General features: G+C 62.4%; 24 protein-coding genes and 1 pseudogene. 10 read left to right on the forward strand and 15 right to left on the reverse strand.

Going from position 1 to position 25372, the window contains the following annotated elements:
- Positions 1-6: 6 nt before the first annotated feature.
- Positions 7-933, reverse strand: coding sequence for a LysR family transcriptional regulator (locus OVA00_RS01655; RefSeq protein ID WP_268087738.1), 927 nt, complete (start codon positions 931-933; stop codon positions 7-9).
- 94 nt (positions 934-1027) lie between these two features.
- Here OVA00_RS01655 and OVA00_RS01660 point away from each other — a divergent pair, with 94 nt between their 5' ends.
- Positions 1028-1837, forward strand: a complete 810-nt coding sequence (locus OVA00_RS01660; protein ID WP_060644327.1) for an NAD(P)H-dependent oxidoreductase — start codon at positions 1028-1030, stop codon at positions 1835-1837.
- Between the two features lie 12 nt (positions 1838-1849).
- Here the strand turns inward: OVA00_RS01660 and xdhC are convergent, their stop codons facing one another.
- From xdhC to uraH, 4 genes are read right to left on the reverse strand one after another with little or no spacing between them, the layout of a single operon-like run.
- Positions 1850-2716 carry a xanthine dehydrogenase accessory protein XdhC gene (gene xdhC, locus OVA00_RS01665; RefSeq protein ID WP_112772135.1) on the reverse strand — a complete coding sequence of 289 codons (867 nt, stop codon included), beginning with the start codon at positions 2714-2716 and terminating at the stop codon, positions 1850-1852.
- An 18-nt stretch (positions 2717-2734) separates the two neighbouring features.
- A complete protein-coding gene (xdhB, locus tag OVA00_RS01670; protein WP_060521699.1) occupies positions 2735-5074 on the reverse strand; it encodes a xanthine dehydrogenase molybdopterin binding subunit in 2340 nt (779 codons plus the stop codon).
- An 11-nt stretch (positions 5075-5085) separates the two neighbouring features.
- Positions 5086-6567: a xanthine dehydrogenase small subunit gene (gene xdhA, locus OVA00_RS01675; RefSeq protein ID WP_090295951.1), complete on the reverse strand. Its 1482-nt coding sequence runs from the start codon at positions 6565-6567 to the stop codon at positions 5086-5088.
- Positions 6568-6570: 3 nt separating this feature from the next.
- Positions 6571-6942 (reverse strand): hydroxyisourate hydrolase, encoded by a 372-nt coding sequence (gene uraH, locus OVA00_RS01680; protein WP_034799357.1) that lies wholly within the window; start codon positions 6940-6942, stop codon positions 6571-6573.
- 172 nt (positions 6943-7114) lie between these two features.
- Between uraH and puuE the strand changes: the two genes are divergently transcribed.
- The 5 genes and pseudogenes from puuE (at position 7115) to OVA00_RS01705 (ending at position 11405) form a co-directional block, all read left to right on the forward strand.
- Positions 7115-8530 carry an allantoinase PuuE gene (gene puuE, locus OVA00_RS01685; RefSeq protein WP_268087741.1) on the forward strand — a complete coding sequence of 472 codons (1416 nt, stop codon included), beginning with the start codon at positions 7115-7117 and terminating at the stop codon, positions 8528-8530.
- A 10-nt stretch (positions 8531-8540) separates the two neighbouring features.
- Complete coding sequence (locus OVA00_RS01690; protein ID WP_268087743.1) at positions 8541-9194, forward strand: hypothetical protein; 654 nt, start codon at positions 8541-8543, stop codon at positions 9192-9194.
- Positions 9195-9277: 83 nt separating this feature from the next.
- Positions 9278-10416, forward strand: a protein-coding gene (locus tag OVA00_RS01695; RefSeq protein ID WP_192445889.1) for an IS3 family transposase whose coding sequence is annotated in 2 segments (ribosomal slippage) — positions 9278-9536 and positions 9536-10416 — 1140 coding nt in all. Because the reading frame shifts where the segments join, the coding sequence is not laid out codon by codon here.
- A gap of 75 nt (positions 10417-10491) precedes the next feature.
- Positions 10492-10848: pseudogene (locus OVA00_RS01700) on the forward strand (allantoicase); the annotation flags it as partial.
- Positions 10849-10919: 71 nt separating this feature from the next.
- Positions 10920-11405, forward strand: coding sequence for an ureidoglycolate lyase (locus tag OVA00_RS01705; RefSeq protein WP_034799348.1), 486 nt, complete (start codon positions 10920-10922; stop codon positions 11403-11405).
- An 84-nt stretch (positions 11406-11489) separates the two neighbouring features.
- Here the strand turns inward: OVA00_RS01705 and OVA00_RS01710 are convergent, their stop codons facing one another.
- A complete protein-coding gene (locus OVA00_RS01710; protein ID WP_268087746.1) occupies positions 11490-12338 on the reverse strand; it encodes a helix-turn-helix transcriptional regulator in 849 nt (282 codons plus the stop codon).
- 111 nt (positions 12339-12449) lie between these two features.
- On the opposite strand from OVA00_RS01710, the gene OVA00_RS01715 reads away from it, so the two are divergent.
- Positions 12450-13703, forward strand: coding sequence for a cytochrome P450 (locus OVA00_RS01715; RefSeq protein WP_090295961.1), 1254 nt, complete (start codon positions 12450-12452; stop codon positions 13701-13703).
- 42 nt (positions 13704-13745) lie between these two features.
- A complete protein-coding gene (locus OVA00_RS01720) occupies positions 13746-14066 on the forward strand; it encodes a 2Fe-2S iron-sulfur cluster-binding protein (RefSeq protein ID WP_043613820.1) in 321 nt (106 codons plus the stop codon).
- Positions 14067-14221: 155 nt separating this feature from the next.
- On the opposite strand, the gene OVA00_RS01725 is transcribed toward OVA00_RS01720, so the two are convergent.
- Entirely contained in the window at positions 14222-15514 is a 1293-nt protein-coding gene (locus OVA00_RS01725) for an NCS2 family permease (protein WP_034799339.1), read from the reverse strand.
- A gap of 422 nt (positions 15515-15936) precedes the next feature.
- On the opposite strand from OVA00_RS01725, the gene OVA00_RS01730 reads away from it, so the two are divergent.
- The gene (locus tag OVA00_RS01730) at positions 15937-16134 is read left to right on the forward strand and encodes a heavy-metal-associated domain-containing protein (protein WP_034799336.1); all 198 of its coding nucleotides are present in this window, start codon (positions 15937-15939) and stop codon (positions 16132-16134) included.
- An 85-nt stretch (positions 16135-16219) separates the two neighbouring features.
- On the opposite strand, the gene OVA00_RS01735 is transcribed toward OVA00_RS01730, so the two are convergent.
- From OVA00_RS01735 to OVA00_RS01765, 7 genes are all read right to left on the reverse strand, one after another.
- On the reverse strand, positions 16220-17890 hold the full coding sequence (locus OVA00_RS01735) for a dihydroxyacetone kinase subunit DhaK (RefSeq protein ID WP_268087748.1): 1671 nt from the start codon (positions 17888-17890) through the stop codon (positions 16220-16222).
- A 9-nt stretch (positions 17891-17899) separates the two neighbouring features.
- Positions 17900-18895, reverse strand: coding sequence for an ABC transporter ATP-binding protein (locus tag OVA00_RS01740; RefSeq protein WP_268087750.1), 996 nt, complete (start codon positions 18893-18895; stop codon positions 17900-17902).
- Positions 18888-19985: an ABC transporter ATP-binding protein gene (locus OVA00_RS01745; protein WP_060601486.1), complete on the reverse strand. Its 1098-nt coding sequence runs from the start codon at positions 19983-19985 to the stop codon at positions 18888-18890. Before OVA00_RS01745 ends, OVA00_RS01740 begins: the two co-directional genes overlap by 8 nt.
- A gap of 3 nt (positions 19986-19988) precedes the next feature.
- A complete protein-coding gene (locus tag OVA00_RS01750) occupies positions 19989-20177 on the reverse strand; it encodes a hypothetical protein (protein WP_268087752.1) in 189 nt (62 codons plus the stop codon).
- Positions 20174-21115 (reverse strand): carbohydrate ABC transporter permease, encoded by a 942-nt coding sequence (locus OVA00_RS01755; RefSeq protein WP_043613810.1) that lies wholly within the window; start codon positions 21113-21115, stop codon positions 20174-20176. Before OVA00_RS01755 ends, OVA00_RS01750 begins: the two co-directional genes overlap by 4 nt.
- Positions 21112-22059, reverse strand: coding sequence for a carbohydrate ABC transporter permease (locus OVA00_RS01760; RefSeq protein WP_043613808.1), 948 nt, complete (start codon positions 22057-22059; stop codon positions 21112-21114). The genes OVA00_RS01755 and OVA00_RS01760 overlap by 4 nt, the downstream gene beginning before the upstream one ends.
- Positions 22060-22164: 105 nt before the next feature.
- On the reverse strand, positions 22165-23499 hold the full coding sequence (locus OVA00_RS01765; protein WP_442780460.1) for an ABC transporter substrate-binding protein: 1335 nt from the start codon (positions 23497-23499) through the stop codon (positions 22165-22167).
- Positions 23500-23754: 255 nt separating this feature from the next.
- Between OVA00_RS01765 and OVA00_RS01770 the strand changes: the two genes are divergently transcribed.
- A complete protein-coding gene (locus OVA00_RS01770; protein WP_060644319.1) occupies positions 23755-24777 on the forward strand; it encodes a LacI family DNA-binding transcriptional regulator in 1023 nt (340 codons plus the stop codon).
- 183 nt (positions 24778-24960) lie between these two features.
- Here the strand turns inward: OVA00_RS01770 and OVA00_RS01775 are convergent, their stop codons facing one another.
- Positions 24961-25158, reverse strand: a complete 198-nt coding sequence (locus tag OVA00_RS01775; RefSeq protein WP_034799295.1) for a hypothetical protein — start codon at positions 25156-25158, stop codon at positions 24961-24963.
- Between the last annotated feature and the right edge of the window lie 214 nt (positions 25159-25372).

The following is a 25372-nucleotide window of genomic DNA, read 5'->3' on the forward strand; positions in this document are numbered from 1 at the left end:
AGGCCGCTAGGCTCTGGACCTCTCGATCCCCGGAAGGTTGCCGATCGCCTCGACCAGGAAATCAACCAACAGACGAACACGGGCGATGCCAGAGCGTTCCGGCACGATCAGCAGGCTGAGCGGCACCGCAGGCAATGAATAGTCCGGAAGCAGCGGTACCAACACGCCGGCCTCGATCAGATCGTCGACGAGCCATCGGTGGGCAGGCGCGATGCCCTGGCCGGCGACGAGGGCCTCACGTGCAGCAAGCCCATGATCGATGCGAAGGCGTCCACCGAAGGGCACGGACAGATGCCGCCCGTCTGTGGCTTCGAAGTTGAGCCTGTCACTGCCGGCAATGTTCGACATGCGGATCCCCTCATGCGCCGAGAGGTCACTTGGGGCGCGCGGAAATCCGCGCGCGGCCAGGTAGGCCGGAGCAGCCACCAGAAGACGCCGGCTCTGCCCAAGCGGCCTAAGCTTCATGGAGCTGTCGCTAAGCGGCCCGAGCCGCAACGCGACGTCGATGCCTTCCCGCACGAGGTCGATGCGCTCGTCGGTCAGGCTCAGATCGACGCCGATGTCGGGATGCCTGTCCTGGAAAGCAAAGATCAGCCGGGTAACGTGCAGCACTCCGAATGCGGACGTGCAGGACACACGAATGGTACCGGCAGCAGCCCCACGCGCACCGCGCGCTTCGTCGCCGGCCTGTTCTACCAGTCGCAGGATCTGGACGCTATCGGCGTAGTAACGGCTGCCTTCGTCGGTCACCGTGACGCGACGGGTGGTGCGGCTAAGCAGCGGCACGCCGATCGCTTCCTCGAGCTCTCGCAGCTGCCGCGTCACCGTCGACTGGCCGATGCCGAACTCACGCGCAACAGCCGAAAGACTGCCCCGCTCGGCGACGCGCACGAAGGTGCGCATGCGTTCAAGCGTAACATCAGACTTATCCATTTTTCGGCATGATCCTATGCATTTCGAATATCTACCGCATAGGGATGGGGCGGTCTACCTAGAGTCTCAGTTGATGGCACCGAGGATATCGACCATGAAAGTTCTGCTTGTTTATGCCCACCCCGAACCGCGTTCACTGAACGGCGCGCTGCGCGATATCGCCGTCAAGACGCTTGAAGCCGAAGGCCACGAGGTTCGTGTCACCGATCTCTATGCCGAGGGATGGAAGTCCGAGATCGGTCGTTCCGATTTTCCGGCCCTTGCCCCCGATGCCCGGTTCAAGCCAAGCCGCGCGTCGAAGGAGGCCTTTGCCACCGATACGCTGACCGCCGACGTCAAGACCGAGCAGGAAAAGCTGCTCTGGGCCGACGCGCTGATTCTGCAGTTTCCGCTGTGGTGGTATTCAATGCCGGCAATCCTGAAAGGCTGGGTCGATCGCGTCTATGCCTATGGTTTTGCCTATGGCGTCGGCGAGCACAGCGACAAATATTGGGGCAGGCGCTTCGGCGAGGGAACGCTGGCCGGCAAACGCGCCATGCTTGTCGTGACGACGGGCGGCTGGGAGGAGCACTATTCGCCGCGGGGCGTGAACGGGCCGATCGACGACCTGCTCTTCCCGATCAACCACGGGATCCTCTTCTATCCCGGTTACGACGTGCTCCCGCCGTTCGTCGCCTACCGCGTCGACAGCCTTGACGACGCTGGTTTTCAAGCCACAGCGGATCAACTGAAAGAAAGAATGCACACGCTCGCGACAACTGCGCCCATTCCCTATCGCCGGCAGAACGGCGGGGACTATGCGATCCCGACGCTTGAACTCCGACCGGAGGTCGGTGACCCGCGCATCAACGGCTTTGCGCTCCACCTCAACGGTGCGCACCGGGGCGAAACGGCGCTCCGCTGACGGGCGGATTTGCTAACGAACAAGCTTGGCGGCAGCCGGCCGACGCGAGATGTCCGCTTGCACCGGCTGGCGAAAATTGAGCGCAGCCGCCATGACTTCGGCGGCGGCAAGCGCAGCGATCACCGCTGGCCGCTTGTCCTTCACCGTCGTGCCGCCGATCGGGCAGACCAGTCGGTCGAAGAGGTCCGGTCGACCGATCTCGCGCGACAGCCAGTTCTTGAAAGTGGAGCGCTTGGTCTTCGACCCGATCATACCGACATAGGAGGCATCGTCGCGGCGAAGCGCTTCTGCCGCGATCAGGAAGTCGAGCGCGTGGTCGTGGGTGAGGATGACGAAGGCGCTGCCGGGGGGCGCGTCGCGCACCACTGCCTCCGGCATCGCCGTCAGGCAGGTCTCGATGCCGGGAATGTCGGCAACGGCCGAAAGCTCATTCTCGCGGGTATCTACGAGAACGGTGCGCACCGGCACCAGGGAGAGCGCCATCGCCAGTGCATCGCCGACATGGCCCGCGCCGAAGACATAGACATGCGGCCGGCTGGCGATTTCCAGGTCGCTGCGTTCAATCAGCATGGCGGCTTTCTCCCGATCGATTCGTGTGAAGGCAAGCGCCACGCGCCCGCCGCAACACTGGCCGATCTCCGGTCCGAGCGGGATCGTCATCGCCTCCGGCGCGTCGCCGCGCTTCAGCGCCCTCCGGCCATGGTCGATCGCCATGTATTCGAGTTGCCCGCCGCCGATCGTGCCGAACAGGCTATCGGCGGCGACGAGCATCCAGGCGTCGGTATCGCGTGGCGTCGAACCGGCGGCACCGGTCACCTCCACAAGCACGCAGTCGCGCTCGCGTCGGAGAAAGTCCCTGATATCCTCGCGGCTCGCCACCATGACAATCAGCCCCTGTTACCCTTTCTGCCGTGCGGCCGCCCGCAGCCGCTCGATCGCCATCAGCACCCTTTCCGGCGTTGCCGGCGCATCGAGGCGCGGTGCTATACGATACTCCGCAACGCTCGCGGCCGCCATCGACAAGGCTTCCAGCACGGAGATGCCGAGCATGAAAGGCGGTTCGCCGACAGCCTTCGAGCGGCGAATCGTTTCTTCGCGGTTGACCGACCACTCGGCAAGCCGGGTGTTGAAGACGCGCGGGCGATCGGATGCCAGCGGGATCTTGTAGGTCGAGGGCGCGTGCGTGCGCAGCCGGCCCTTGGCATCCCACCAGAGCTCTTCCGTCGTCAGCCAGCCCATGCCCTGAACGAAGGCGCCTTCGACCTGACCAAGATCGAGCGCCGGGTTCAGCGAGCGGCCGACATCGTGCAGGATGTCGGTGCGGTCGACCTGATATTCACCGGTCAGCGTATCGACGCTGACCTCGGAGCACGAGGCGCCATAGGCGTAGTAGAAGAACGGCCGGCCCCGGCCTTCGGCGCGGTTCCAGTGGATCTTCGGCGTCTTGTAGAAACCGGCGGCCGAAAGCTGGATGCGGGCGCCATAGGCGATCTTGATGAACTCGTTGAAGCTCAAGCGTTCCGCTCCGATCCGCACCACGTTCGGTTCAAAGGCGACATCGGCCTCGGCGACGTTCCAGCGCTCGGCAGCAAACTTGACCAGCCGTTCCTTGATCTGTTGGGCGGCATTGGCAGCGGCCATGCCGTTGAGATCGGAGCCGGAGGACGCCGCGGTTGCAGACGTGTTCGGCACCTTGCCGGTCGTCGTCGCCGTCACCTTGATCCGGTCGAGATCAACCTGGAACTCGTCGGCCACCACTTGGGCGACCTTGGTATAGAGCCCCTGCCCCATCTCGGTGCCGCCATGGTTCAGATGGATCGAACCATCCGTATAGACATGCACGAGCGCGCCGGCCTGGTTGTACTCGGTCTTGGTGAAGGAGATGCCGAACTTTACCGGCGTCAGCGCGATGCCGCGCTTCACCACATTGTTCTCGCGGTTAAACGCGATCACCGCTTCGCGACGCTTGGCATAATCCGCCGAGGTTTCCAGTTCCTCGATAATGCGGCCGATGATGTTGTCTTCCACGGTCTGGTGATAGGGCGTGAGGTTTCGTCCCTCGCCGCCGTAGAAGTTCAGCTTGCGGATTTCCAGCGGATCCTTGCCGACGGCATAGGCGATGTCCTCGATCATTCGTTCGCCACCGACCATCCCTTGAGGGCCGCCAAAACCGCGGAACGCGGTGTTGGAAACGGTGTTGGTCTTCAGCGGACGCGAACGCAGGCGCACGTTCGGATAGAAATAGCAGTTGTCGGCATGGAAGAGCGCGCGGTCGGTGACCGGACCCGAGAGATCAGCCGAGTAACCGCAGCGTGCCGAAAAGACAGCGTCCACCGCCTCGATGCGCCCCTCGTCGTCGAAGCCGAGCTTGTAGTCCACGTGGAAGTCGTGACGCTTGCCGGTGGCGCTCATGTCGTCGTCGCGGTCCGGCCGGACCTTGACCGGGCAGCGGTATTTCTTGGCCGCGACGGCCGCAACGGCGGCGAAAATGTTGGCCTGGGTTTCCTTGCCGCCGAAACCGCCGCCCATGCGGCGCACATTCACGGTGACCGCGTTCGACGGAACGCCAAGCACGGTCGCGACCATGTGCTGCGTCTCGGCCGGGTGCTGGGTCGAGGAATAGACGAGCACCTCGTCGTCCTCACCGGGAATGGCAAACGAGATCTGGCCTTCCAGATAGAAGTGGTCCTGGCCGCCGATGCGCATCTCGCCTTCGAGAATATTCTTCGCCTTGGCAAAGCCGGCGTCGATGTCGCCACGCTCGAGCTTCAAGGGATCGATGACCAGCGGATAGTTGGCGGCAGCCGCTTCGAGCACGTCGGTCACATGCGGCAGATCGCGATACTCGATCTTGACCTTGGCGGCCGCGCGCCGCGCCGCTTCGCGCGACGTGGCGACAACCGCGAAGATCGGCTGGCCGTGGAACTCCACCTTGTCGGTGACGAAGATCGGTTCGTCGTGCTTGTGCGCCGGGCTGATGTCGTTTTCACCGGGAATGTCGGCGGCCGTCAGAACGCCGATCACGCCTTCGCTGGCGTTCACGGCCTCAAAGTCAATCGACAGGATGTCGGCGTGCGCCCGCTGCGAGAGGCCGAGATAGCCGTGCAGGGTGCCCTGGGGCTCAGGAATATCGTCGATATATTCGGCCGTTCCGGACACATGCTTGTGGCCGGACTCGTGCCGTTCGTTTTCGTGTACGCCGCCGCGGATGCGGTCGATGGGCTGCATCACGTTCATGGCTTCCTCCCTTAAACCGCGACAGCAATGGTGCGATCGAGACGGAGCTGGCCGCCACTCGACTGCGTTTCGAGATAGAAGCGGCGAAGCAGGTTCTTCGCCACCAGTTGGCGGTACTCCGCCGAGGCGCGCCAGTCCGTCAGCGGCGTGAAGTCCTGATCGAAGGCAGCGACAGCGCGCTCGATCGTCTCCTCGTTCCACTCGGCGCCTTTTAGCACCGCCTCCACATGAGCGGCTCGCTTCGGCGTAGCGGCCATGCCGCCGAAGGCGATGATGGCGTCGCTGACCCGACCTGCCTCGAAGGCGATGTTGAAGCCGCCGCAGACGGCGGTAATGTCCTCATCCAGACGCTTCGTCACCTTGTAGACGGCCACACGCGCGTTATCGGAAACGAAAGGAATGCGCACGCTTTCCACGAACTCGCCCGGCTCGCGGTCCTGCTTGCCGTAGGCGATGAAGAAGTCCTCGAGCACCACCGTGCGGCGGCGATCGCCCTTGCGCAGCGTGATCGCGGCGCCAAGCGCAATCAGCGCCGGCGGCGTGTCGCCGATCGGCGAGCCGTTGGCAATGTTGCCGCCGACGGTGCCCATGTTGCGGACCTGCTGGCCGCCGATGCGATCCCAAAGCTCGGTCAGTTCAGGGAAGTGCGCGACGATAACGGGGTAGGCTTCGGCGTAGCTGACGCCGGCGCCGAGCGTCACGCCGTCGGCATCGACCGTGATGCGGCGCAGTTCTTCAAGATGGGTCAGGTGAATGACCGGTGAGATGTCGCGCATGAATTTGGTGACCCAGAGGCCGACATCGGTCGAACCGGCAACGATCGTCGCCTTCGGGTTGGCTTCGAGCACGGCGGCGAAATCATCGACCGAGCCCGGCAGGATGAAGCGCTCGGTCTCGGAGCCGATTTCCACGCGACGGCCGTCCTGAAGTGCTGCCAGTTCGCCTGCGATCCGGTCGCGTTCGGCCACCAGCGGATCCTTGCCGATATCGCCGATTGTCGAGATCGCCTCGGCGGCGCGAATGATCGCGGCATAGCCGGTGCAGCGACAAAGATTGCCCTGCAGCGCCTTTTCGATTTCGGCGATCGACGGCTTCGAGTTCTCCATCCAGAGGCCATAGAGCGACATCACGAAGCCCGGCGTGCAGAAACCGCACTGCGAGGCATGCGTGTCGACCATTGCCTGCTGCACCGGATGCAACGGGCCAGCCGGCTGCGCCAAACTATCCACCGTCACGATATGACAGCCGTCGAGCGAGCCGACGAAACGGATGCAGGCATTGACGGATTCATACTTGAGCTTGCCGTCGAGCAGGCGGCCGACAAGCACGGTGCAGGCACCGCAGTCGCCCTCGGCGCAGCCTTCTTTCGTGCCCTTCAGATTGCGGTCGATGCGCAGAAAATCGAGCAGAGTCTGAACCGGCGAAACATCGGCAAGTTCGACGAGGCGGTGGTTCAGGATGAAGCGGATGGTGTTGCGGATCTGGATCGTCATTGCTCAGCTCCCGCGATAGGTGGAGTAGCCATAGGGCGAAAGCAGCAGCGGCACGTGATAGTGCGCGCCCTGGTTATCGATGCCGAAGCGGATTGGGATCACGTCGAGGAACGGGTTGTCACCGCGCTTGGCTGCGCCGCCGAGATAATCGCCCGCATGGAACTGCAGCTCGTAGGTGCCGGTCTGCATGCGCTCGCCGCTCAAAAGCGGCTCGTCACAGCGGCCGTCGTCATTGGTCTTGACGGACTTGATATGCGTCTGGCGATCGCCATCGACCCGGTAGAGCTCGATGCGCAGCCCTTCGGCCGGTTTGCCGCTGGCCGTATCCAGCACGTGCGTCGTCAAACGGCCGGCGTTTCCACCCTGAGATTGCATAGTTTTCGCTCCTCCCGAAGTCAGCTTTCCACCTCGCAGTATTCCGGCATTCCCACCCGCTTGGTAGCGACCGGATCATTCGAGACTTTCAAATTTTTTGGGGGGAATGGCTCGAAACAAATGCCGCTAGAAATTGGATGCAGAGACGAAAATGTCTGGAGGAGCTGCTTAGATGAGATACCCCCGCGATCTTCACGGCCACGGCCCGAACTTCAAGATCACATGGCCCGACGGCGCGCGGATCGCCGTGCAATTCGTCATCAATTACGAGGAAGGCGGCGAGAACTGCGTGCTGCATGGCGACCCAGCCTCCGAAGCATTCCTGTCGGAAATCGTCGGTGCGCAGGCCTGGCAGGGCCAGCGCCACTGGAACATGGAATCGATCTACGAATATGGCGCACGCGCCGGCTTCTGGCGGCTGCATCGCATGTTCACCGAGCGCGGCGTGCCGGCGACCGTTTATGGCGTCGCAACCGCGCTGAAGCGCTCGCCGGAACAGGTCGCCGCCATGCAGGACGCCGGCTGGGAAATCGCCTCGCACGGCCTGAAATGGATCGAACACAAGGACTTTTCGCCGGAGCGCGAGCGCCAGGAGATCGCCGAAGCGGTCCGGCTGCACACCATCGTCACCGGAGAGCGCCCGCGCGGCTGGTACACGGGGCGCTGTTCCGACAACACGCTCGATCTCGTGACGGAAGCCGGCGGCTTCGACTACGTATCGGACGCCTATGCCGACGACCTGCCCTATTGGCATGAGCATGCGGGGCGCCATCAGCTGGTCATCCCCTACACGCTCGACAGCAACGACATGCGTTTTGCCACGCCGCAGGGTTTCAACAGCGGCGACCAGTTCTTCAGCTACCTCAAGGACAGCTTCGACGTGCTCTACGCCGAAGGTACGGCCGGTGCGCCGAAGATGCTGAGCATCGGGCTGCACTGCCGCCTCGTCGGCCGGCCCGGCCGCGCCGCGGCACTCGCCCGCTTCCTCGATTATGTGCAGGGCCACGAGAAGGTGTGGCTCGCAAAACGCGTCGATATCGCCCGCCATTGGGCCGAAAACTACCCGTACAAGGCCTGGGACGATCGTCCGTCGCGGCTTGGCGAAGAGGCGTTCGTCGCCAGGTTCGGCGGCGTCTTCGAACATTCGAAGTGGATCGCGAAGCGCGCCTTCCAGGGCGAACTTTCGCCGGCCAACGACACCGCGATCGGCCTTGCCGCCGCCCTTTCCGCAGTCTTCCGCGAAGCTTCGGCCGAGGAGCGGCTTGCTGTGCTGATCGCCCACCCCGATCTAGCCGGCAAGCTGGCACAGGCCAAGCGCCTGACCGAAAGCTCGACCAACGAGCAGGCCGGTGCCGGCCTCGATGCGCTGACCGATGCCGAGCGTGAACGCTTCACCACGCTCAACGCCGCCTATGTCGAGAAGTTCAAGTTCCCGTTCATCATGGCGGTCAAGGGCCGCAGCAAGGACGAGATCCTCGCCGCCTTCGAAAGCCGGATCGGCAACGATCGCGATACGGAGTTCGAGACCGCGTGCCGGCAGGTGGAGCGGATCGCCTATCTGCGCCTCAAGGACATGCTGCCGAGCTGAGGGTCTCGCGATGACGATCGACGGCGTGAACCCGCCCGAATTCGCGCTGAACGCGATCAACCTTGCCTCCGCCGGTCTCGGCGCGCGGCCGGTCTTTGCAACCGACGAGTTCTTCGCGCCGCTCGAACGCATGCTGCAGGACGCGCCGCCGGTCTATCATCCCGGTGTCTATGACGAGAACGGCAAGTGGATGGACGGCTGGGAGACGCGGCGACGCCGCGGCCCCGGCAACGACCACGCCATCGTGGCACTCGCGACGAACGGCCTCATCCGGGGCTTCGAGGTTGATACCGCTCATTTCACCGGCAACTACCCGAGCGCTTGCGCCATCGACGCCTGCCTGGCACCGGATGGCCCGGACGATCGGACGGTCTGGACGGAGCTGGTCTGCCCTCGGCCGCTTGGCCCGAGCGCGCTGCATCACTTCGAAGCGCGGTCGGATTCTGTCTGGAGCCATGTGCGCTTGCGCATCTATCCCGACGGCGGCGTCGCCCGCCTTCGGGTTTACGGCGCGCCTGCGCTAGACCGGGCAGCGATCGGCGACACGGTGGTCGATCTGGCCTCATCATTGCTCGGCGGGCGCATCATCGCCTATTCCAACGGACACTACGGCCACCAGCGGCTGCTTGCGCCCGGACGCGGCATCAACATGGGCGACGGTTGAGAGCTGGCTCGGGAAATTTGAACAGCGGGGATAAGTGGAATTTCTGCCTGACTTTGGCATAGATGCCGGAAACAGGAGAGACCATGACGAGACGACCGCGCCGGAACCACAGCCCGGCTTTCAAGGCGAAAGTGGCGCTTGCCGCGATCAGAGGCGAACAGACGCTGGTGGAACTGTCCCAGCAGTTCGACGTGCACGCCAATCAGATCAAGCAGTGGAAAGACCAGCTCCTTGAGGGGGCGACGGGCGTTTTCGGCGATGAAGCCAAGACAGAACCGACGACACCCACAGTCGATGTCAAAACACTACACGCCAAGATCGGCGAGCTGACGCTGGAGAACGATTTTTTGTCCGGTGCGCTCGGCAAGGCGGGATTGCTGGGCGGAAAGAAATGATCGACCGCACGCACAGACTGTCGGTCGTGCGCCAGGCGAAGCTTCTCGGCTTCAGTCGTGGCAGCGTCTATTATTCTCCGCGTCCAGTGTCGGACGGCGATCTGGCGTTGATGCGCCGGATCGACGAACTACATCTCGACTACCCGTTTGCCGGGAGCCGGATGTTGCAAGGGCTTTTGAAGGCGGAAGGACTGCAAGCGGGACGGTTGCACGTCGCCACGCTGATGAAGAAGATGGGCATCGAGGCGATCTACCGTCGCCCGAACACCTCGAAACCGGCACCAGGTCACAAGGTCTATCCCTATCTCCTGCGAAAGCTGGCGGTCACCAGGCCCAATCAGGTCTGGGCGATGGACCTGACCTATATTCCGATGGCGCGCGGCTTTGTCTATCTCTGCGCTGTCGTGGACTGGTTCAGCCGGAGGGTTCTGTCGTGGCGGCTGTCGATCACGATGGAGACGGCCTTTTGCATCGAAGCGGTCGAGGAAGCACTTGCTCGGTATGGAAAGCCCGACATCTTCAATACGGATCAGGGCTCGCAGTTCACCTCCGTCGACTTCACTGCCGTGCTGAAGAAGGCTGAGATCGCCATCTCGATGGACGGCAAGGGCGCGTGGCGGGACAATGTCTTCGTCGAGCGGCTCTGGCGGTCGATCAAATACGAGGAGGTCTACCTCCACGCCTACAAAACCGTGTCCGAGGCCCGCGTTGGCATCGCTCGATATCTGTCCTTTTACAACACCCGACGCCCACATTCATCCCTTGACCGGCAGACGCCGGATCAGGCTTACTTCAACGCGCTGACACCGATGATGGCGGCAGCATAATCGAGGCGGAAATCCACTTAGCAAAACGCCCGAAACTGTTCAGACAAACCGAGCCAGCTCTGTTGGGAGACCCGCCGACGGCGCGAGCCCGGCAACGACTGGATCGTGGTGAAACTCGCCGCGCGCGGCGAGATCGACCGGATCGTGGTCGATACCGCCCACTTCAAGGGCAACTACCCGGACGCCTGTTCGCTGCAGGCGGCAGACCTTGGAGCGAACGCTTGCGAAGTAGCCGCATCCATTACGGCATCGTCGATGTTCTGGCGCGAGGTCCTGCCGCCGCAGAAACTCGCCGCCGACAGCATCCACACCTATGAAGCAAGCGCACTCGCGATCGCGGGTCCGGTAACCCACGTACGCTTCAACATCTTCCCCGACGGCGGCGTCAGCCGGCTGCGTGTCTTCGGGCGTATTGCGAAAGCCGGCATCTAGATCGTTTCGCCGAGGAGGCGAAGCGATCAAACTTCCAGGCAACCCATCAACATTGGACGGAGGAGCGTCACATGAAGGAGATCGTCATACAGCCGTTGACCCGGGAGGCCTTTGCGCCTTTCGGCGACGTGATCGAAACGGAGAATGCCAACAACTTCCCCATCAACGGGGGCAATGCAACCCGCTACCACGACCTCGCCAAGATCGATACAACAGGCGAAAAGGCCCGGCCCATGATCAGCCTGGTGCGCGGCGTACCCTATCCTCTGCCGCTGAAACTCACCATGGTCGAGCGTCATCCGCTCGGCAGCCAGGCCTTCATCCCCTTGAGCGACAATCCGTTTCTGATCGTCGTCTCCCGGGAAACCGACGAAGGCCCGAGTGAACCGATCGCCTTCAAGACCACCCCGGGCCAGGGCGTCAACATCGCCCGCAATGTCTGGCACGGCATCCTGACGCCGCTCGATGACGTCTCGGATTTCGCGGTGGTCGATCGCGGCGGCGAAGGCGTCAATCTGGAGGAACATTTCTTCAAGGAGCCGTTCCTGATCGTGTGAATGAATGCATGACCCGGTCGTCCGGTCGGGTTATCGGTGCGCCAGGGCCTCGCTGGCCGCCGAAATCGGACGAAGACTGCGACCTCAATAGCCGCCATCCCGCCGGAATTTTGTCGGCGTGTATCCGGTCACGCGGCGGAAATCGCGCGAGAAATGATAGGGATCCGGATAGCCGCAGACGGCGGCCACCGCCGAGACCTTGGCATCGGGTCCAACCAGCAGGCGTTTCGCCTGGTTGATCCGCTCGTGGCGCAGCCAGTCCATCGGCGTCGTTCCCACCATGTCGCGAAAGCGACGAAAGAGTTGCGACGGGCTCAGCCGCGCAAGCGCCGCAAGATCGTCGATCGTCCAGGGCCTGGCGAGATCGCCGCGCATCACCGACAGCACCTGAAGCAAACGGTCTTCACCGGACCTGTCCTCGGCCGGTTCGGCTCCGATCAGCCGTGGCGCGATCATGTCCGCCATCAGCCCCGCGATCGTGGCGCTCGACAGGGCGTCCGTCGCCGGCGAGCGTTCGGCAAGAAATCCGCTCACACTTTCGAACGCCGCCTGTGCCCTCCGCGGGTCTCTCGGCACGAACAATGGCGACTGCTGCACGCCGAGAAACTGGTAGAGCGCATCAAGCCCGTGTCCCTCGATCCCCATCCAGAGATAACGCCAGCTTTCGCTGTCGGCAGCGCAGCTATGCGCATAGGCCTGAGAGGTATCGAGCCAGGCAACACTGCCGGTTTCGGTCGGGAAACGTTGACCGTGCACCTCGATCAACCCGCGTCCGCCTGTTGTGTAGACGAAGACGTGCTGGTGGAACCGTTTGCGGATCGGCGCCTCGTCAGGGCGCGCCGTCCGGCTTCCGGCCACCAGCGCCAGATAGGGAAACGCACCTGCGAATTTTGCCGGGGTGTGGAAATGGATCTCTTCGCTTTCGGTCAGCATGCCATTTTCTGGCATCCGACGCGAGTTTTGTCCATCATCTTGCGACAGGGCGCCATTCACAGAGCTACGGCAGTGACGTTATCATGCAGCTTTATGCACGGAGAATTGCCCATGACCGAAGCCGCGCCGAATGGCGATGCCGCGAATTTCACCTTCGCGCCGCTGTCCCCGGATTTTGCTCGCGATCCCTATCCGACCTATCGCGCGCTGCGCGAAAAAGAGGGGCTGCACTACTTTGCGGATTTCGACATCTGGCTTGCCTCGCGCTTCGAGGACGTCTCGGCGATCGTCATGGACAAGCGCATGGTGCGCTCGCTCGAAGACCTCGCGACCAAGGAAGAGCTCTCAAAACTGCAGCGCGCCGCCAATTGGCACGACATGCCACACCACGAGCGTTTCGTGCAGTTCAGCCTGCTCGACAGCGATGGTGCCGTGCACGACCGCTTGCGCAAGCAGGTCTTCAAACTATTCACACCGGCTATGATTGCGAAGCTCCGCGACCAGATCCAGGCCTATGTCGACCGGCTGATCGATAGCCTCGCCGATCGCGGCGAGATCGACTTTGTCGATGATCTGGCCGCCCATGTTCCCGGCCATATCATCGGCCGCCTGCTCGGCGTGCCGGACGAGGACTGTCCGCAGCTGCGGATCTGGTCGGAAAACATCGTGCAGTTCTTCGACGTCGACCGATCCGACGCGCGCAAGGAGCTCGCCGAGCGCAATACGACCGAGTTCTACGAATACCTGACAGCGTTGAAGGCCGAACGTGAGCGGGCGCCGAAGGATGACCTCATCTCGGTGCTGATCGAGGCGGAGCGCTCCGGCGCCATGAACTTCGACGAATTCATCTCCACCTGCATGCTGATCCTGATGGCCGGCCACGGTTCCACGATCGATGTGCTTGGCAGCGGCATGCACGCACTCTTGCGCTTCCCCGAGCAGATGGCGCGGCTGCGGAGCGAACCCGGCCTGATCCAGACCGGCGTGCAGGAGATGTTCCGCTACGAGTCGCCGCTTCCGTTCTTCCACCGCCATTGCGTCGAGGACATCGAGATCTTCGGCCGTCGCTTCGAGCGCGGCACCAAGTTCGGCCTGCTCTATGGCGCCGCCAACCGCGACCCCAAGCAGTTCGAGAATGCCGACACGTTCGACATCGGCCGGACGCCCAACCGTCATCTCGCCTTTGGCGGCGGCGTGCATTTCTGTCTCGGCAACCACCTCGCGCGCCTCGACATGGATATCATCTTCAGCACCCTGCTTCGCCGTTTCCCAACCATCGAACTCGTCGACCGGGAGCCGGAATACAAGCGCGGTCTTTCTGTCCGTGGACCCAAGCGGCTGAAGATCGCCATCCGGCCGGCCTGATCCCATATCCTCGACACCAACAAACGCAATCGGAGAATACCCATGCCCAAGATCGTCTTCATCGACGCGGACGGCACGACGAAAGAAATTCAGGCGGAGATCGGCCAATCGCTGATGTCAGCCGCCGTGCAGAACGGCATCGACGCCATTGCTGCCGAATGCGGCGGCTCCTGCGCCTGCGGCACCTGTCACTGTTACATCGACGGCGAATGGAGCGACCGCCTGCCGGCGCCCGAGTTCCAGGAACAGGACATGATCGAGTGCGTCGTCAATCCGAACGAGCGCAGCCGCCTGAGTTGTCAAATCACGGTGTCGGCTGAACTCGACGGCCTTGTGGTGCATCTGCCCGCCGGGCAATACTGAGCAAATCCAGGAAAAGTGTGAAGCGGCTTTCCGTTCGGATTTGCGCTCTTTAAGCCAGATCGAGGCAAAAAGGCCGAAGCAACATTTCGTTGCTCCGGCCAGCACTTACGGGGAAATTCTGATCGGCCGAGGCGGCATGCCCCGGCCGATTTTCGTTATTCGGCGAAGAACGCGAAGCGCACGATGAAGAGCGCTGCCACGAGCTGGGTTGCCGGGTGGATGACGCTCCACTTACCGGTGAAGACCTTCAAGACGACATAGCTGACGAAGCCGAAGGCGAGGCCGTTGGCGATCGAGTAGGTGAAGGGCATGGCGAGTGCTGTAAGCGCTGCCGGAGCCGCTTCCGTCAGGTCGTCCCACTCGACTTCCGTCAGTTCGCGCATCATCAGGCCGGCAACGTAGAGCAGAGCCGGGGCCGTCGCATAGGACGGAACGGCAGCTGCCAGCGGCGAGAAGAACAGCGCGGCCAGGAAGAGCACGCAGACGGTGAGCGCGGTCAGACCCGTGCGGCCGCCGGCCTGGACGCCCGAGGCGCTTTCGACATAGGCGGTCGTGCTGCTGGTACCGATCAGCGAGCCGGCGACGATCGCGGTGCTGTCGGCGAGAAGCGCGCGGCCCAGACGGTTCGGCTTGCCTTCTTCCACCAGTTTGGCGCGCTTGGCGACGCCGATCAGCGTGCCAGTGGCGTCGAAGACTTCGACGAGCACGAAGACGAGGATGACATGCAGCAGGCCGCCGTGCAGGGCGCCCATGATGTCGAGCTGCAGGAAGGTCGGCGCGATGCTCGGCGGTGCCGAGACGATGCCCTTGAACTCGCTGACGCCGAGGATCATCGACAGGACGGTGACGACCAGGATGCCGATCAGGATCGAGCCGCGAACTTTTAGCGAGTCCAGAACGGCAATCACGAAGAAGCCGAGGATCGCGAGCAGCGGGCCAGTCTGCTTGAGGTCGCCGAGACCGACAAGCGTTGCCGGATTGTCGACGACGATGCCGGCGTTCTTCAGGGCGATGATGCCAAGGAAGAGGCCGATACCGGTGGCGATCGCGCTTCGAAGCGAATGCGGAATGCCGGCGATCAGCCAGCTTCGCACGCCCGTCACGGTCAGGATCAGGAAGATCACGCCCGAGATGAAGACAGCACCCAGCGCCTGCTGCCAGGTGAAGCCAAGCGCCGCAACGACGGTGAAGGCGAAGAAGGCGTTGAGGCCCATGCCCGGCGCCATGCCGATTGGCCAGTTGGCGACGAGCGCCATGACCGCAGAGCCGAGTGCCGCGGCAATACAGGTTGCGACGAAGACGGCATCCCTATCCATGCCCGTGCTCGACAGGATGTCGGGGTTGACGAAGATGATGTAGGACATCGTCAGGAATGTCGTGATACCGGCGATCACCTCGGTGCGCGCCGTCGTCTGATGCTCTTTCAGCTTGAATAGTCGTTCAAACATCTTTCCTCCCTTGGCGGCGTCACCACGACGCAGCCGAACGACAGTGAGCGGGAAACCGTCTCCTCCAGTTCCCGACCAGTGCATTTCGAACGCCCGGATGTTCCCGGAACGATCGCTTCGCTTTAGGCTTCGTGCCGGCTGGCGATCGTCCGCCCTCTTTCGGACGACGCGAATGCCTCTTGCACAGCCTTTGGATTGTGCGACTTCCGGACGCAGACCGCTAGCCGTCCATTCCCGGGATCGATGATGAAAGACTTTCAAATTTTTCGGAGAATTTGAGGGGCTGCTGGCCTACACTTGCGGGGGTATTTTCCACCATTCGCGCGACTGGAAATGCCGCAAACAAATATCTTGAAGGCCTATTGACCTTCCAACGGTGGGAGACGCCATGTTTGTCTCACAACCGAACCAAGGAGACAAGCATGCAGAACTACAAGATCGACAACATGACCTGTGGCCACTGCGCCGGCGTCGTCCAGAAGGCGATCCTGAGCGTTGACCCGCAGGCAACGATCAAGGTCGATCTCGGCAATCGGGAAGTCAGCGTCGAGACCGCCGCAGCGGCAGGGCCGATCGCAGACGCCCTGAAGGCGGCCGGATACGAGAGCCGCGCGCTCTGAGCGCACGCTCCCTCCGACACCTCCCGTCACAAAACGCCCCGGCTTTCCGGGGCGTTTTGTTGTCAGGGCAATGTTTCGGTCACCGTCAGCCGGCGACGGCTGCGGCCCCCTCCGGCTGGCGCCCGAGCATATCCGGATGCCGTGCCAGGTGCTCGAACAGGCGAGCGACCGCTTCGGCGCCGGGATCGATGTGCCCTTCGAGTTGCTTGGCATTGATGTAAGCGGCACGCCCTGCCCTTGCCCGCACCAGCGTCGCGGTCAGATTGGCGCCGTCGCGCGCCGCCTTGGAGGCCGCGCCGATGCTCGCGTCGAGCGCGTCCAGTGCCGGAGAAAGCGCGTCGACCATGGTGCGGTCGCCGATCTGCGCCCCGCCGATTTCCTGCATGCGCGCCAACCCGGCTTTCAGCGCTTCGCGGATCGAAAGCCCGCTCGAGGCGCCATCCCCGGCGGCGGCAAAGAAGATCGCCAGAAGCACGCCCGAAGAGCCGCCCATCGTCTGGCTCAACTCCTGCCCGATGGCGCGGAAGAGCTGCGTGTGGTCGGATAGCGGCAGGCGATCGAGGGCCTGAATGAGTGCCCGTGCGGCGCCGGCGAGTGTCGAGCCGGTGTCTCCGTCTCCGGACTTGGCATCGAGTGCATTCAGGTCCTTTTCCGCATCGATCAGCAGGTTGCAGCAGGCAAGCAGGAACTGCCGCGTCGCATCGTGCCGCGAAGGCAGAGGCGAAATCGGCGTCAGGCCATCAGGCAGGGCGCGTACATTCACCGGCCTGACGGCGGTCACGCCTGGCCAGGCCGGAAGCGCCACGGGCCGGGACAACAGCTCCAGCTCGGCCTTGTCGGCTGGGTAGACGGAGACGGAAAAGCCGCGCATGTCCAGCGACGTCATCATCGGCGCAGGTCCGACCAGATGCACGATCCGATCGGCGATCGCCGACTGGGCGAGTTCGTGCATGAGAATAGACATTTCCAGGATAGACGTTCCGCCGAGATTGTTGACGAGCACCACGTGCGGCTTGTCCTCCATCGCCGCCTGCAGGCGCTCGACCATGGCGGCAACAGCGCTTCTCGCATCGGAATGCACAATCTGTTCGACGCCAGCTTCGCCATGGATGCCGAGGCCGAGTTCCGCATGGCCTTCGGGGATGCGATGTTCCTTCGGCGAGCCCGGAACGGTGCAGGTATCGAGCGACATGCCGATGGTGCTCGTGCCCGATATGACCTTGCGCGCCGCATTGGCGATCGTATCGAGGTCCGCCCCGCTTTCTGCGAGCGCTCCGGCGATCTTGTGGACGAACAGGGTACCGGCGACACCGCGTGCCTGCGGAAGGTACGGCAGCGCGATGTCGTCATCGACGATGACCATGCTCACATTGAGGCCGTAGGCGCGGGCGCGTTCGGCCGCGAGGCCGAAGTTCAGCCGGTCACCGGTGTAGTTCTTGACGATCAGCAGGCAGCCGGCAGGTCCCGTCACCGCCAGGATACCGGCGAGGATCGCGTCCACGCTCGGCGATGCGAAGACGTCGCCGCAGACGGCGGCCGTCAGCATGCCCTTGCCGACGAAGCCGATATGCGCGGGCTCGTGTCCCGAGCCGCCACCGGAGACGAGCGCGACCTTGCCCTTGTCCCAGTCAGAGCGCAGGACGACGCGAATGTGCGGATATCCGTCGAGGCGGCTGAGCGCGCCGCCGGATGCGGCAAGAACCCCGTCGATCGCTTCCGTAACCGCATTTTCCTTGCGGTTGATAAACTGATTCATGTTCGCCTCCTAAGCGATGCGCATTCCGGCCGCGTCGAAGAAGAGCGGCTTGTCTGGCTGGATCTTGATAGTCTCGCCGCCGCGGAACCCGGTATGGGGGTCCGTGACCGTCACGAGGTTGTGCTGCTTGAACGTGAGATGCAGGCGCGTCTGGTCGCCCAGATGTTCGACACGGGTCAGAAGTGCATCTTCTCCGGCGCCCTGGACGATATTTTCGGGGCGAAGGCCGATCGACTGCGCCTTGTCCGGCGCGCCCGCAAAAAGCTTGGCAGGCAGGACGTTGATGCGCGGCTGGCCGAGGCGGGTCGCGGCGTAAACGCTAACCGGCGCTTCGTAGACCTCTCTTGGTGATCCGAACTGAACAAGCCTGCCCTCTTCGAGCACACCGATATGCGTTGCCATGGTCATCGCTTCGATCTGGTCGTGGGTGACGTAAAGAAGCGTCGCCCCGGACTTTGCCTGAATGTTCTTCAGTTCGACGCGCAGATCGGCTCGAAGCTTCGCGTCGAGCGAACTCAAGGGCTCGTCCATCAGGTATATCTGCGGGTTTCTGACAAGCGCACGCCCGATCGAAACGCGCTGCATTTCGCCACCGGACAAGGCGGTCGCCTTGTTGTCGAGCTTGTGCGAAATCTGCAAGACCTCGGCGATGGCGTTCACCTTTTCGTCGATCGTCTTCTGCGGCGTTTTCAAGAGCGGGGATTTCAGCGGAAATTCCAGGTTCTGCCGGACGGACAGATGCGGGTAGAGCGAATATTGCTGGAATACCATCGCCACGTTGCGCTGCGCCGGCGTCAGTCCTTGCACGGACATCCCGCCGATAAAGATCTCGCCGCTATTAGGCGTGTCGAGCCCCGAGACCATGCGCAACGTCGTCGTCTTTCCGGCGCCTGTCGGGCCCAGGAGAACCACGAACGACCCGTCCGGGATCGTCATCGAGACATCGTCCAGCGCTGTGTGGGTGCCGAATGTCTTCGTCACGTTTCTTAGGATGACTTCAGCCACGGCGCAGCACTCCCTCGTTGGCTTCGGAGACAAGAGCACGACCCGTCTCCGCATTGAAGAGCGTCAAGGTCCGCGCGTTGAAATCGAGACCGAGAAGCTCGTCGGTACGGGCTGCCTGACTGGAGGGCGTGCGCGCCTTGATCTCGCCATTGGGCGTTTCGATCGTGACGATCTGTGTCGTGCCGAGATACTCGACGGCGATCACGCGGCCTCTGTAGCTGGAGTCGTCGACGAAACGGACATGCTCGGGACGCACACCGAGCGACAGCGTGCCGGCCCTGCCCTCACGCGACGCCGGCACCGCCACCTTTTTCCCACCGAGATCGATGCTGTCGCCGCCGATACCGATCATGCCCTCGAACTCCAGAAAGTTCATGGACGGGGAGCCGATGAACTTGGCGACGAACTTCGTCGCCGGCCAGTCGTAGATCTGCTGCGGCCGGCCGAATTGCTCGATGACGCCGTGGTTCATGACGACGATCTTGTCACCCATCTGCATCGCTTCCAGCTGGTCGTGGGTCACATAGACGGTGGTGGCGCCCATGCGATCGTGCAGCGCCCGCAGTTCCCCCGCCATATGTTCGCGGAACTCCGCGTCGAGCGCGCCCAGCGGCTCGTCCATGAAGAAGGCCTTCGGGTTGCGGACAATCGCCCGGCCGAGCGCAACACGCTGGCGGTCACCGCCCGAGAGCCCGCCGACCGGCTTGTCGAGAATGCCTTCAATTCTGAGGATCTTTGCCACCTCGGCGACACGCGCCGCGACATCCGCCTTTTTCATCCCCTGGCTGACGAGCGGATAGGAGATGTTCTTGCGTACGTTCATGTGGGGATAGAGGGCGAACATCTGGAAGACGAAGGCGATATCGCGCTCCCTCGCCCGCTTCATGCCGACCTCTTCGCCGCCGATATAGATCTGGCCGCTCGTCGGCAGCTCCAGTCCCGCCATCATCCGAAGCGTCGTCGTCTTGCCGCATCCCGATGGGCCGAGCAGCATGAAGAACTCGCCGTCTTCCACCGTGAAGCTCGAAGACTGGACAGCCGTGAACGCTCCGAACTCCTTGCGCACATTTTCAATTCTGATCTGTGCCATGGGTCACTCCGGAAAATGGCTGACGATGATGAACATGACTGTTCCAAGCAGCGTCACGAGGAAGGAGAAGGAGTAGAGCGCGAGCGACACTGGCTGCATGAGCATGACCACGCCCAGCGCGATGAGCACCGATGCCACCATTTCCCATGCGCCACGGCGAAGGCGGAGCAACTGGTTGAGGAAAGCTGTCATTTTCTTACCGCTCCGAAGGTGATGCCGCGCAGCAGGTGTTTGCGAAGCAGGATCGTGAACACCATCACGGGGACGAGGAAGAGGGTCGCACCGGCCGCCACCGCCGGCCAGTCCTGCCCACCGACGCCGATGATCGTCGGGATGAAGGGCGGTGCGGTCTGCGCGGTGCCCGACGTGAGCAACACGGCGAAGGCGTATTCGTTCCAGGCGAAGATCAGGCAGAAGATAGCCGTCGACGCGATGCCGGTCGCCGCCTGGGGCAGCACGACCTTGTAGAAAGCCTGGAAGCGAGTGTAGCCGTCGATCAGAGCTGCCTCTTCATACTCGATCGGGATCTCGTCGATGAAGCCCTTGAGCAGCCAGACCGAGAGCGACAGGTTGACTGCCGTATACAGCAGGATCATGCCGGCATGGGTGTCGTTCAGCCCGAGCGAGCGGAACATCAGGAAGATCGGAATGGCGACCGCGATCGGCGGCATCATGCGCGTGGAAAGGATGAAGAACAGCAGGTCGTCCTTGAGCGGCACCTTGAAGCGCGAGAAGGCATAGGCCGCGGCCGTTCCGAGCACGATGCACAGGACCGTCGAGCCGAACCCGATGATGACGGAATTGTAGAAGCGCTCCGGGAACCGCGACGGGCCGGCGATGATCAGCCCATCCTTGCGAACGAGACGCTCGTACCAGGTCTTCGGTTCGCCCATTTCCTTCAGTTGTTCTTCCGAAACGCGGGTGCGCGTCGTGAAGAGGTTCACATAGCCTTCGAGCGTCGGCTCGAAGAAGGTCTTCGGCGGATAGGCGATCGCGTCAGAGGGCGATTTGAAACCAGTTCCGATGATCCAGAGCAACGGGAGAATGGTGATCACCGCATAAAGCACGACCAGGGCGCCTGCGAACCACTTCTGCCGTGCGGATGGCTCCGTTACAGAAAAGCTGCTCATCTCTGCTTCACCTTGTTGAGTGCTTTGACATAGATCGACGCAAGGCCGAAGACGGTCACGAAGAGGATGACGGCATAGGCGGACGCGTATCCGGTGCGCCATTTCTCGAAGGCTTCACGCTTCAGGTTGATCGACGTCAGCTCCGTGATCGAGCCCGGGCCACCGCCCGTCAGCTGCACGACCAGGTCGAACATCTTGAAGTTCTCGATGCCGCGGAAAAGGATGGCCAGCATCAGGAACGGCAGCACCATCGGGATGGTGATGGTCCAGAACTGGCGCCAGCTGCTGGCCCGGTCGCATTCCGCCGCCTCATAAATGCTGCTCGGAATGGAGCGCAGCCCGGCAAGGCAGATGAGCATGACGAACGGCGTCCACATCCAGGTGTCGACGATGATGATCGCCCAGGGCGCCAGCGACGTGTCGCCGATCATCGAGAAACTGGACGGGTCTGCTCCGGTCAGGAACCCGATCGCGTAATTGAACAGGCCGATCTGCGGCTGGTAGAGAAAGGTCCAGAAGTTTCCGACGACGGCCGGGCTCAGCATCATCGGGAGTACGATGATGGTCGTCCACAGGTCGTTGCCGCGGAACTTCTTGTTGATGAGATAGGCGAGAGCAAAGCCGATCAGCACCTGCAGGACGATCGTCCAGATCAGGAAATGGGCCGTCGCCTGCATCGTCAGCCAGATGTCCTTGTCGGTCAGGATGTTCAGGTAGTTGCGCAGACCGACGAACTGAACAGGTTCGTTCGGGCGGTTTACGCGAAAATTGGTGAAGCTCAGCCGGACGGTCCAGATCAGCGGAAAGATGTTGATCGCAAGCAACAGCACAATGGACGGTGCGACGAAGATCCAGGCGATCGCGCGGTCCGACAAGCCTCTGATGCGCCGTGCAAGCACGGGCGGCGTCGCGTGCGCAGCGCGATCGATCGAAGAATGGAGCATGGTATTCCCCTAAGGCATTGACGAATTGGCATGCGGGGCCGGCGCGAGAGATCGGCCGGCCGGCCCCGCATGGACGCTTCCGCCGGGAGGCGGCGGGTGTTTGCGTCAATACTTGCCTTCGTCTTCGAAGATGTCCTTCCAGTCCTCAGAGAGACCGTCGAGCGCATCCTTCGCCGTGCCCTGGTTGGCAACGACGTAATCGTGGAAGCGCTTCTGCGAGGCCTGCAGCAGCGAGGCGTAGGACGGCTCGGCCCAGAAGTCCTTCACGATTGCCATCGAATCGAGGAACGTCTGCGCATAGGGCTGGCTCGTGGCGAAGCTCGGATCCTCGACCACGGAGCGCAGCGCGGAATAGCCGCCGAGTGACCACCACTTTTTCTGGATTTCAGGCTGCGCGAACCACTTGATGTAATCCAGTGCTTCCTTCTGCTTGTCGGACGCTGCGACGACCGAGATGCCCTGGCCGCCGAGCTGGGCGAACTGTACACCGGTCGGACCAGCAGGATTGGGGAAGTAGCCGGACTTGTCGCCGCCGACATTGGCGTCGGCATGGATGCCGGGCCAGGTGAAGGCAAAGTTCATCTGCAGGGCGACCTGGCCGGACTTGTAGGCGTCGATATCCTCCGACATGTAGGCGTCGGAATGGCCGGGCGGTGTGCAGCAATCGTAGAGCGCCTTGTAGAATTCCAGGCCCTTGACCGCGTCCGCCGAGTTGACGAAGCCGTCGAGCTCATAGGCTTTCTTCGGATTTCCGTACTCGAAGCCGTAGCTGTAGAGCACGTCCATCACGCCCATGGTAATGCCTTCTGAGCCGCGCTCCGTATAGATGGCAGCGCCATAGACGGTCTTGCCGTCGACCTGGCGCTTCTGGAAGAATTCGGCGATGTCCTTGAGTTCGGCGAAGGTCTTCGGCACGGCGAGATCCCGGCCGTATTTCTGCTTGAACTCCGCCTGGAGTTCGGGACGCGAGAACCAGTCCTTGCGATAGGTCCAACCGACCACGTCACCGAACGCCGGCAGAGCCCAGTAGTTCGGCGAATTCTTCGGCCATTCCGCGTAACCGATGACGGTTGCGGGAATGAAGTCGTCCATCTTGATCCCTTCCTTGTCGAAGAAATCATTGAGCTTGATGTACTGGCCATTCTCGGCGGCGCCGCCAATCCACTGGCTGTCGCCGATCATCAGATCGCAGAGCTTGCCGCCGGAATTCAGCTCGTTCAGCATCCGGTCGGCGAAGTTCGGCCACGGCACGAATTCGAACTTCATCGTGTTGCCGCTCTTTGCTTCGAAATCCTTGCTGAGCTCGACGAGCGCATTGGCCGGATCCCAGGCGGCCCAGCAAAGGGTCAGTTCGGCTGCGGAAGCGTGCGTACCGGACGCACCCGCAATGGCAAAATACGCTCCGACCATGACTGTCGAGCTCAACAGAATCCGTTTCATCATTGGGTTCCTCCCCCTTGTACCTTCTGACCTCCATCAGAAGGAAAGCGCCCTGACCGGGCGGTTGGCGTACCTAAATCCTCTTGGCACTAGCGGTGGGCGCGGCCGCATTCAGGGCCTGCGTTCTTCGCTGAAGGATTCATAACTGAGGTGCGCACCTCAACGCAAGCGATTTTTGAGGTGCGCACATCAATTCTTGATTTCGCGGCGATTTTGGTGGAGTAGATTGGGAACGATACACACTGGGAGTTCCGCATGCGGCCAACAGCCAAAGATCTTGCTGAGGCAGCGGGCTTGAGCCTCGCAACCGTCGACCGCGTGCTGAACGACAGGCCGAATGTCAGCCCGAAGGCCGTTCGCAGTGTTAACGAAGCCATTGAGCGCATTGGATTTATTCGAAACCCGGCAGCCGTCAGCCTTGCCCGCAACAAGAGCTACCGGTTCCGGTTCGTGCTGCCGACGAGCGGCGATCTCTATCTGGCGGAACTCATCCACCGGGTGGAAGAGGCGCGGGTGTCGATGAAGGGGGATCTCATCGACCTTGACGTCGTCCAGATCCCGATCGACGACCCGCACAAGGTTGCCAAATACCTCGCAGATATAGACGAGAACGAATTCGACGGGATCGCGATGATGGCGCCGGAATCGCCGCAAGTGCGCGACGCGATCGGCCGTCTGATCGAACGCGGCGTCAAGTTCGTGCAGTTTCTGTCCGGCCAGGAAAAGCTCCCGACCGCCGATTTCGTCGGCGTCGACAACTACGCCGCCGGCGCGACGGCGGCCAAGATCATCGGCCGGTTTGTCGGCAAGAGGGCGGGAAAGGTCCTGATCGTGGCCGAGACGATGCAGTCGCTCGACAGCATCCAGCGACGCTTCGGCTTCGACGATATCGTCAACTCACAGTTCCCTCACCTGCAATGTCTGCCCTCGGTCGAAACCCACGGCGACGAGCGCAGGGCCACCCAGATCCTCCAGCGAGTCCTTGAAAACAATCAAGAGGTTGCGGCGATCTACGTGTTGAGTTCCGAGGCCCGGATCCCGCTCGAGGGCGCCGCATCTTTCACCGATCTGCAAAAGATCACGGTGGTCGTCCACGAACGCACCCCCTTCAGCGAACGTGGCCTGCGCGACGCCAGCGTTGACGCCGTCATCGCCCAGGACCCGGGACACGCGGTGCGCAGTGCCATCCGCATCATGCGCGCGCGAACGGATTTTCGCGAACCGCACGCCGCACAGGACAAGATCAGAATAGAGGTCCTCCTCAAGGAGAACCTCTGACCCTCGGAGAGTGCATCTTTGACGTGCGCACCCCAAGCAGATGGGGCAACGCCTGATCGCGACGGCGCCGCCGACAGGCGCGTGAGGAGGCCCGCCCCACGCACCCGACTATGACCAGGCGCCTTCGTTCAAGGCGATCGAGGACAGGCGCGGACCGCTAAATGACGTGGGTGGATGCGGAGATCAGGCGCGCGCTTTGGCGCGCACCTTCTGCGGCTGCGCGGACGGTTGCTGGCTGGCGCTGCCGCCATAATTCACCAGCATCTGCATGGCTTTCTCTATTCCCGCGGGACTGTTCGGGTCGGTGTCGTTCGCGCGACACCAATCCTCGTGCTGCTGTTTGATCACGTCCATGTCGGCGGTAGAGAATGTGCCGGGCATTCTTCGCCCTCCCTTTAAAAAATCACACCAAAGAGAAAACTATCACAACGGCGGAAAGAGGCTCCCCGCACAACTAGGGGGTTTGCGCCCTCGAACAGCAAATTCCTTTGCGCAGCCGCCTTTGCGCAGAGCTATGACGGGCACCTGAACATTGCTCGCGCCGAGGCAAACTTGACACGATCGGCGGCATCGCGGCAGCATGAGGGGTAACTCA

The organism is Ensifer sp. SL37, from assembly GCF_026672675.1.
Taxonomy (GTDB): Bacteria; Pseudomonadota; Alphaproteobacteria; order Rhizobiales; family Rhizobiaceae; genus Ensifer; species Ensifer adhaerens.

What these genes read in the sequence shown, in the direction of transcription:
- OVA00_RS01655 (WP_268087738.1), bottom strand. Translation starts at nt 933, where the DNA reads ATGGATAAGTCTGATGTTACGCTTGAACGCATGCGCACCTTCGTGCGC.
- OVA00_RS01660 (WP_060644327.1), top strand. Translation starts at nt 1,028, where the DNA reads ATGAAAGTTCTGCTTGTTTATGCCCACCCCGAACCGCGTTCACTGAAC.
- xdhB (WP_060521699.1), bottom strand. Translation starts at nt 5,074, where the DNA reads ATGAACGTGATGCAGCCCATCGACCGCATCCGCGGCGGCGTACACGAA.
- xdhA (WP_090295951.1), bottom strand. Translation starts at nt 6,567, where the DNA reads ATGACGATCCAGATCCGCAACACCATCCGCTTCATCCTGAACCACCGC.
- uraH (WP_034799357.1), bottom strand. Translation starts at nt 6,942, where the DNA reads ATGCAATCTCAGGGTGGAAACGCCGGCCGTTTGACGACGCACGTGCTG.
- puuE (WP_268087741.1), top strand. Translation starts at nt 7,115, where the DNA reads ATGAGATACCCCCGCGATCTTCACGGCCACGGCCCGAACTTCAAGATC.
- OVA00_RS01690 (WP_268087743.1), top strand. Translation starts at nt 8,541, where the DNA reads ATGACGATCGACGGCGTGAACCCGCCCGAATTCGCGCTGAACGCGATC.
- OVA00_RS01705 (WP_034799348.1), top strand. Translation starts at nt 10,920, where the DNA reads ATGAAGGAGATCGTCATACAGCCGTTGACCCGGGAGGCCTTTGCGCCT.
- OVA00_RS01710 (WP_268087746.1), bottom strand. Translation starts at nt 12,338, where the DNA reads ATGCTGACCGAAAGCGAAGAGATCCATTTCCACACCCCGGCAAAATTC.
- OVA00_RS01715 (WP_090295961.1), top strand. Translation starts at nt 12,450, where the DNA reads ATGACCGAAGCCGCGCCGAATGGCGATGCCGCGAATTTCACCTTCGCG.
- OVA00_RS01720 (WP_043613820.1), top strand. Translation starts at nt 13,746, where the DNA reads ATGCCCAAGATCGTCTTCATCGACGCGGACGGCACGACGAAAGAAATT.
- OVA00_RS01725 (WP_034799339.1), bottom strand. Translation starts at nt 15,514, where the DNA reads ATGTTTGAACGACTATTCAAGCTGAAAGAGCATCAGACGACGGCGCGC.
- OVA00_RS01730 (WP_034799336.1), top strand. Translation starts at nt 15,937, where the DNA reads ATGCAGAACTACAAGATCGACAACATGACCTGTGGCCACTGCGCCGGC.
- OVA00_RS01735 (WP_268087748.1), bottom strand. Translation starts at nt 17,890, where the DNA reads ATGAATCAGTTTATCAACCGCAAGGAAAATGCGGTTACGGAAGCGATC.
- OVA00_RS01745 (WP_060601486.1), bottom strand. Translation starts at nt 19,985, where the DNA reads ATGGCACAGATCAGAATTGAAAATGTGCGCAAGGAGTTCGGAGCGTTC.
- OVA00_RS01750 (WP_268087752.1), bottom strand. Translation starts at nt 20,177, where the DNA reads ATGACAGCTTTCCTCAACCAGTTGCTCCGCCTTCGCCGTGGCGCATGG.
- OVA00_RS01755 (WP_043613810.1), bottom strand. Translation starts at nt 21,115, where the DNA reads ATGAGCAGCTTTTCTGTAACGGAGCCATCCGCACGGCAGAAGTGGTTC.
- OVA00_RS01760 (WP_043613808.1), bottom strand. Translation starts at nt 22,059, where the DNA reads ATGCTCCATTCTTCGATCGATCGCGCTGCGCACGCGACGCCGCCCGTG.
- OVA00_RS01765 (WP_442780460.1), bottom strand. Translation starts at nt 23,499, where the DNA reads ATGAAACGGATTCTGTTGAGCTCGACAGTCATGGTCGGAGCGTATTTT.
- OVA00_RS01770 (WP_060644319.1), top strand. Translation starts at nt 23,755, where the DNA reads ATGCGGCCAACAGCCAAAGATCTTGCTGAGGCAGCGGGCTTGAGCCTC.
- OVA00_RS01775 (WP_034799295.1), bottom strand. Translation starts at nt 25,158, where the DNA reads ATGCCCGGCACATTCTCTACCGCCGACATGGACGTGATCAAACAGCAG.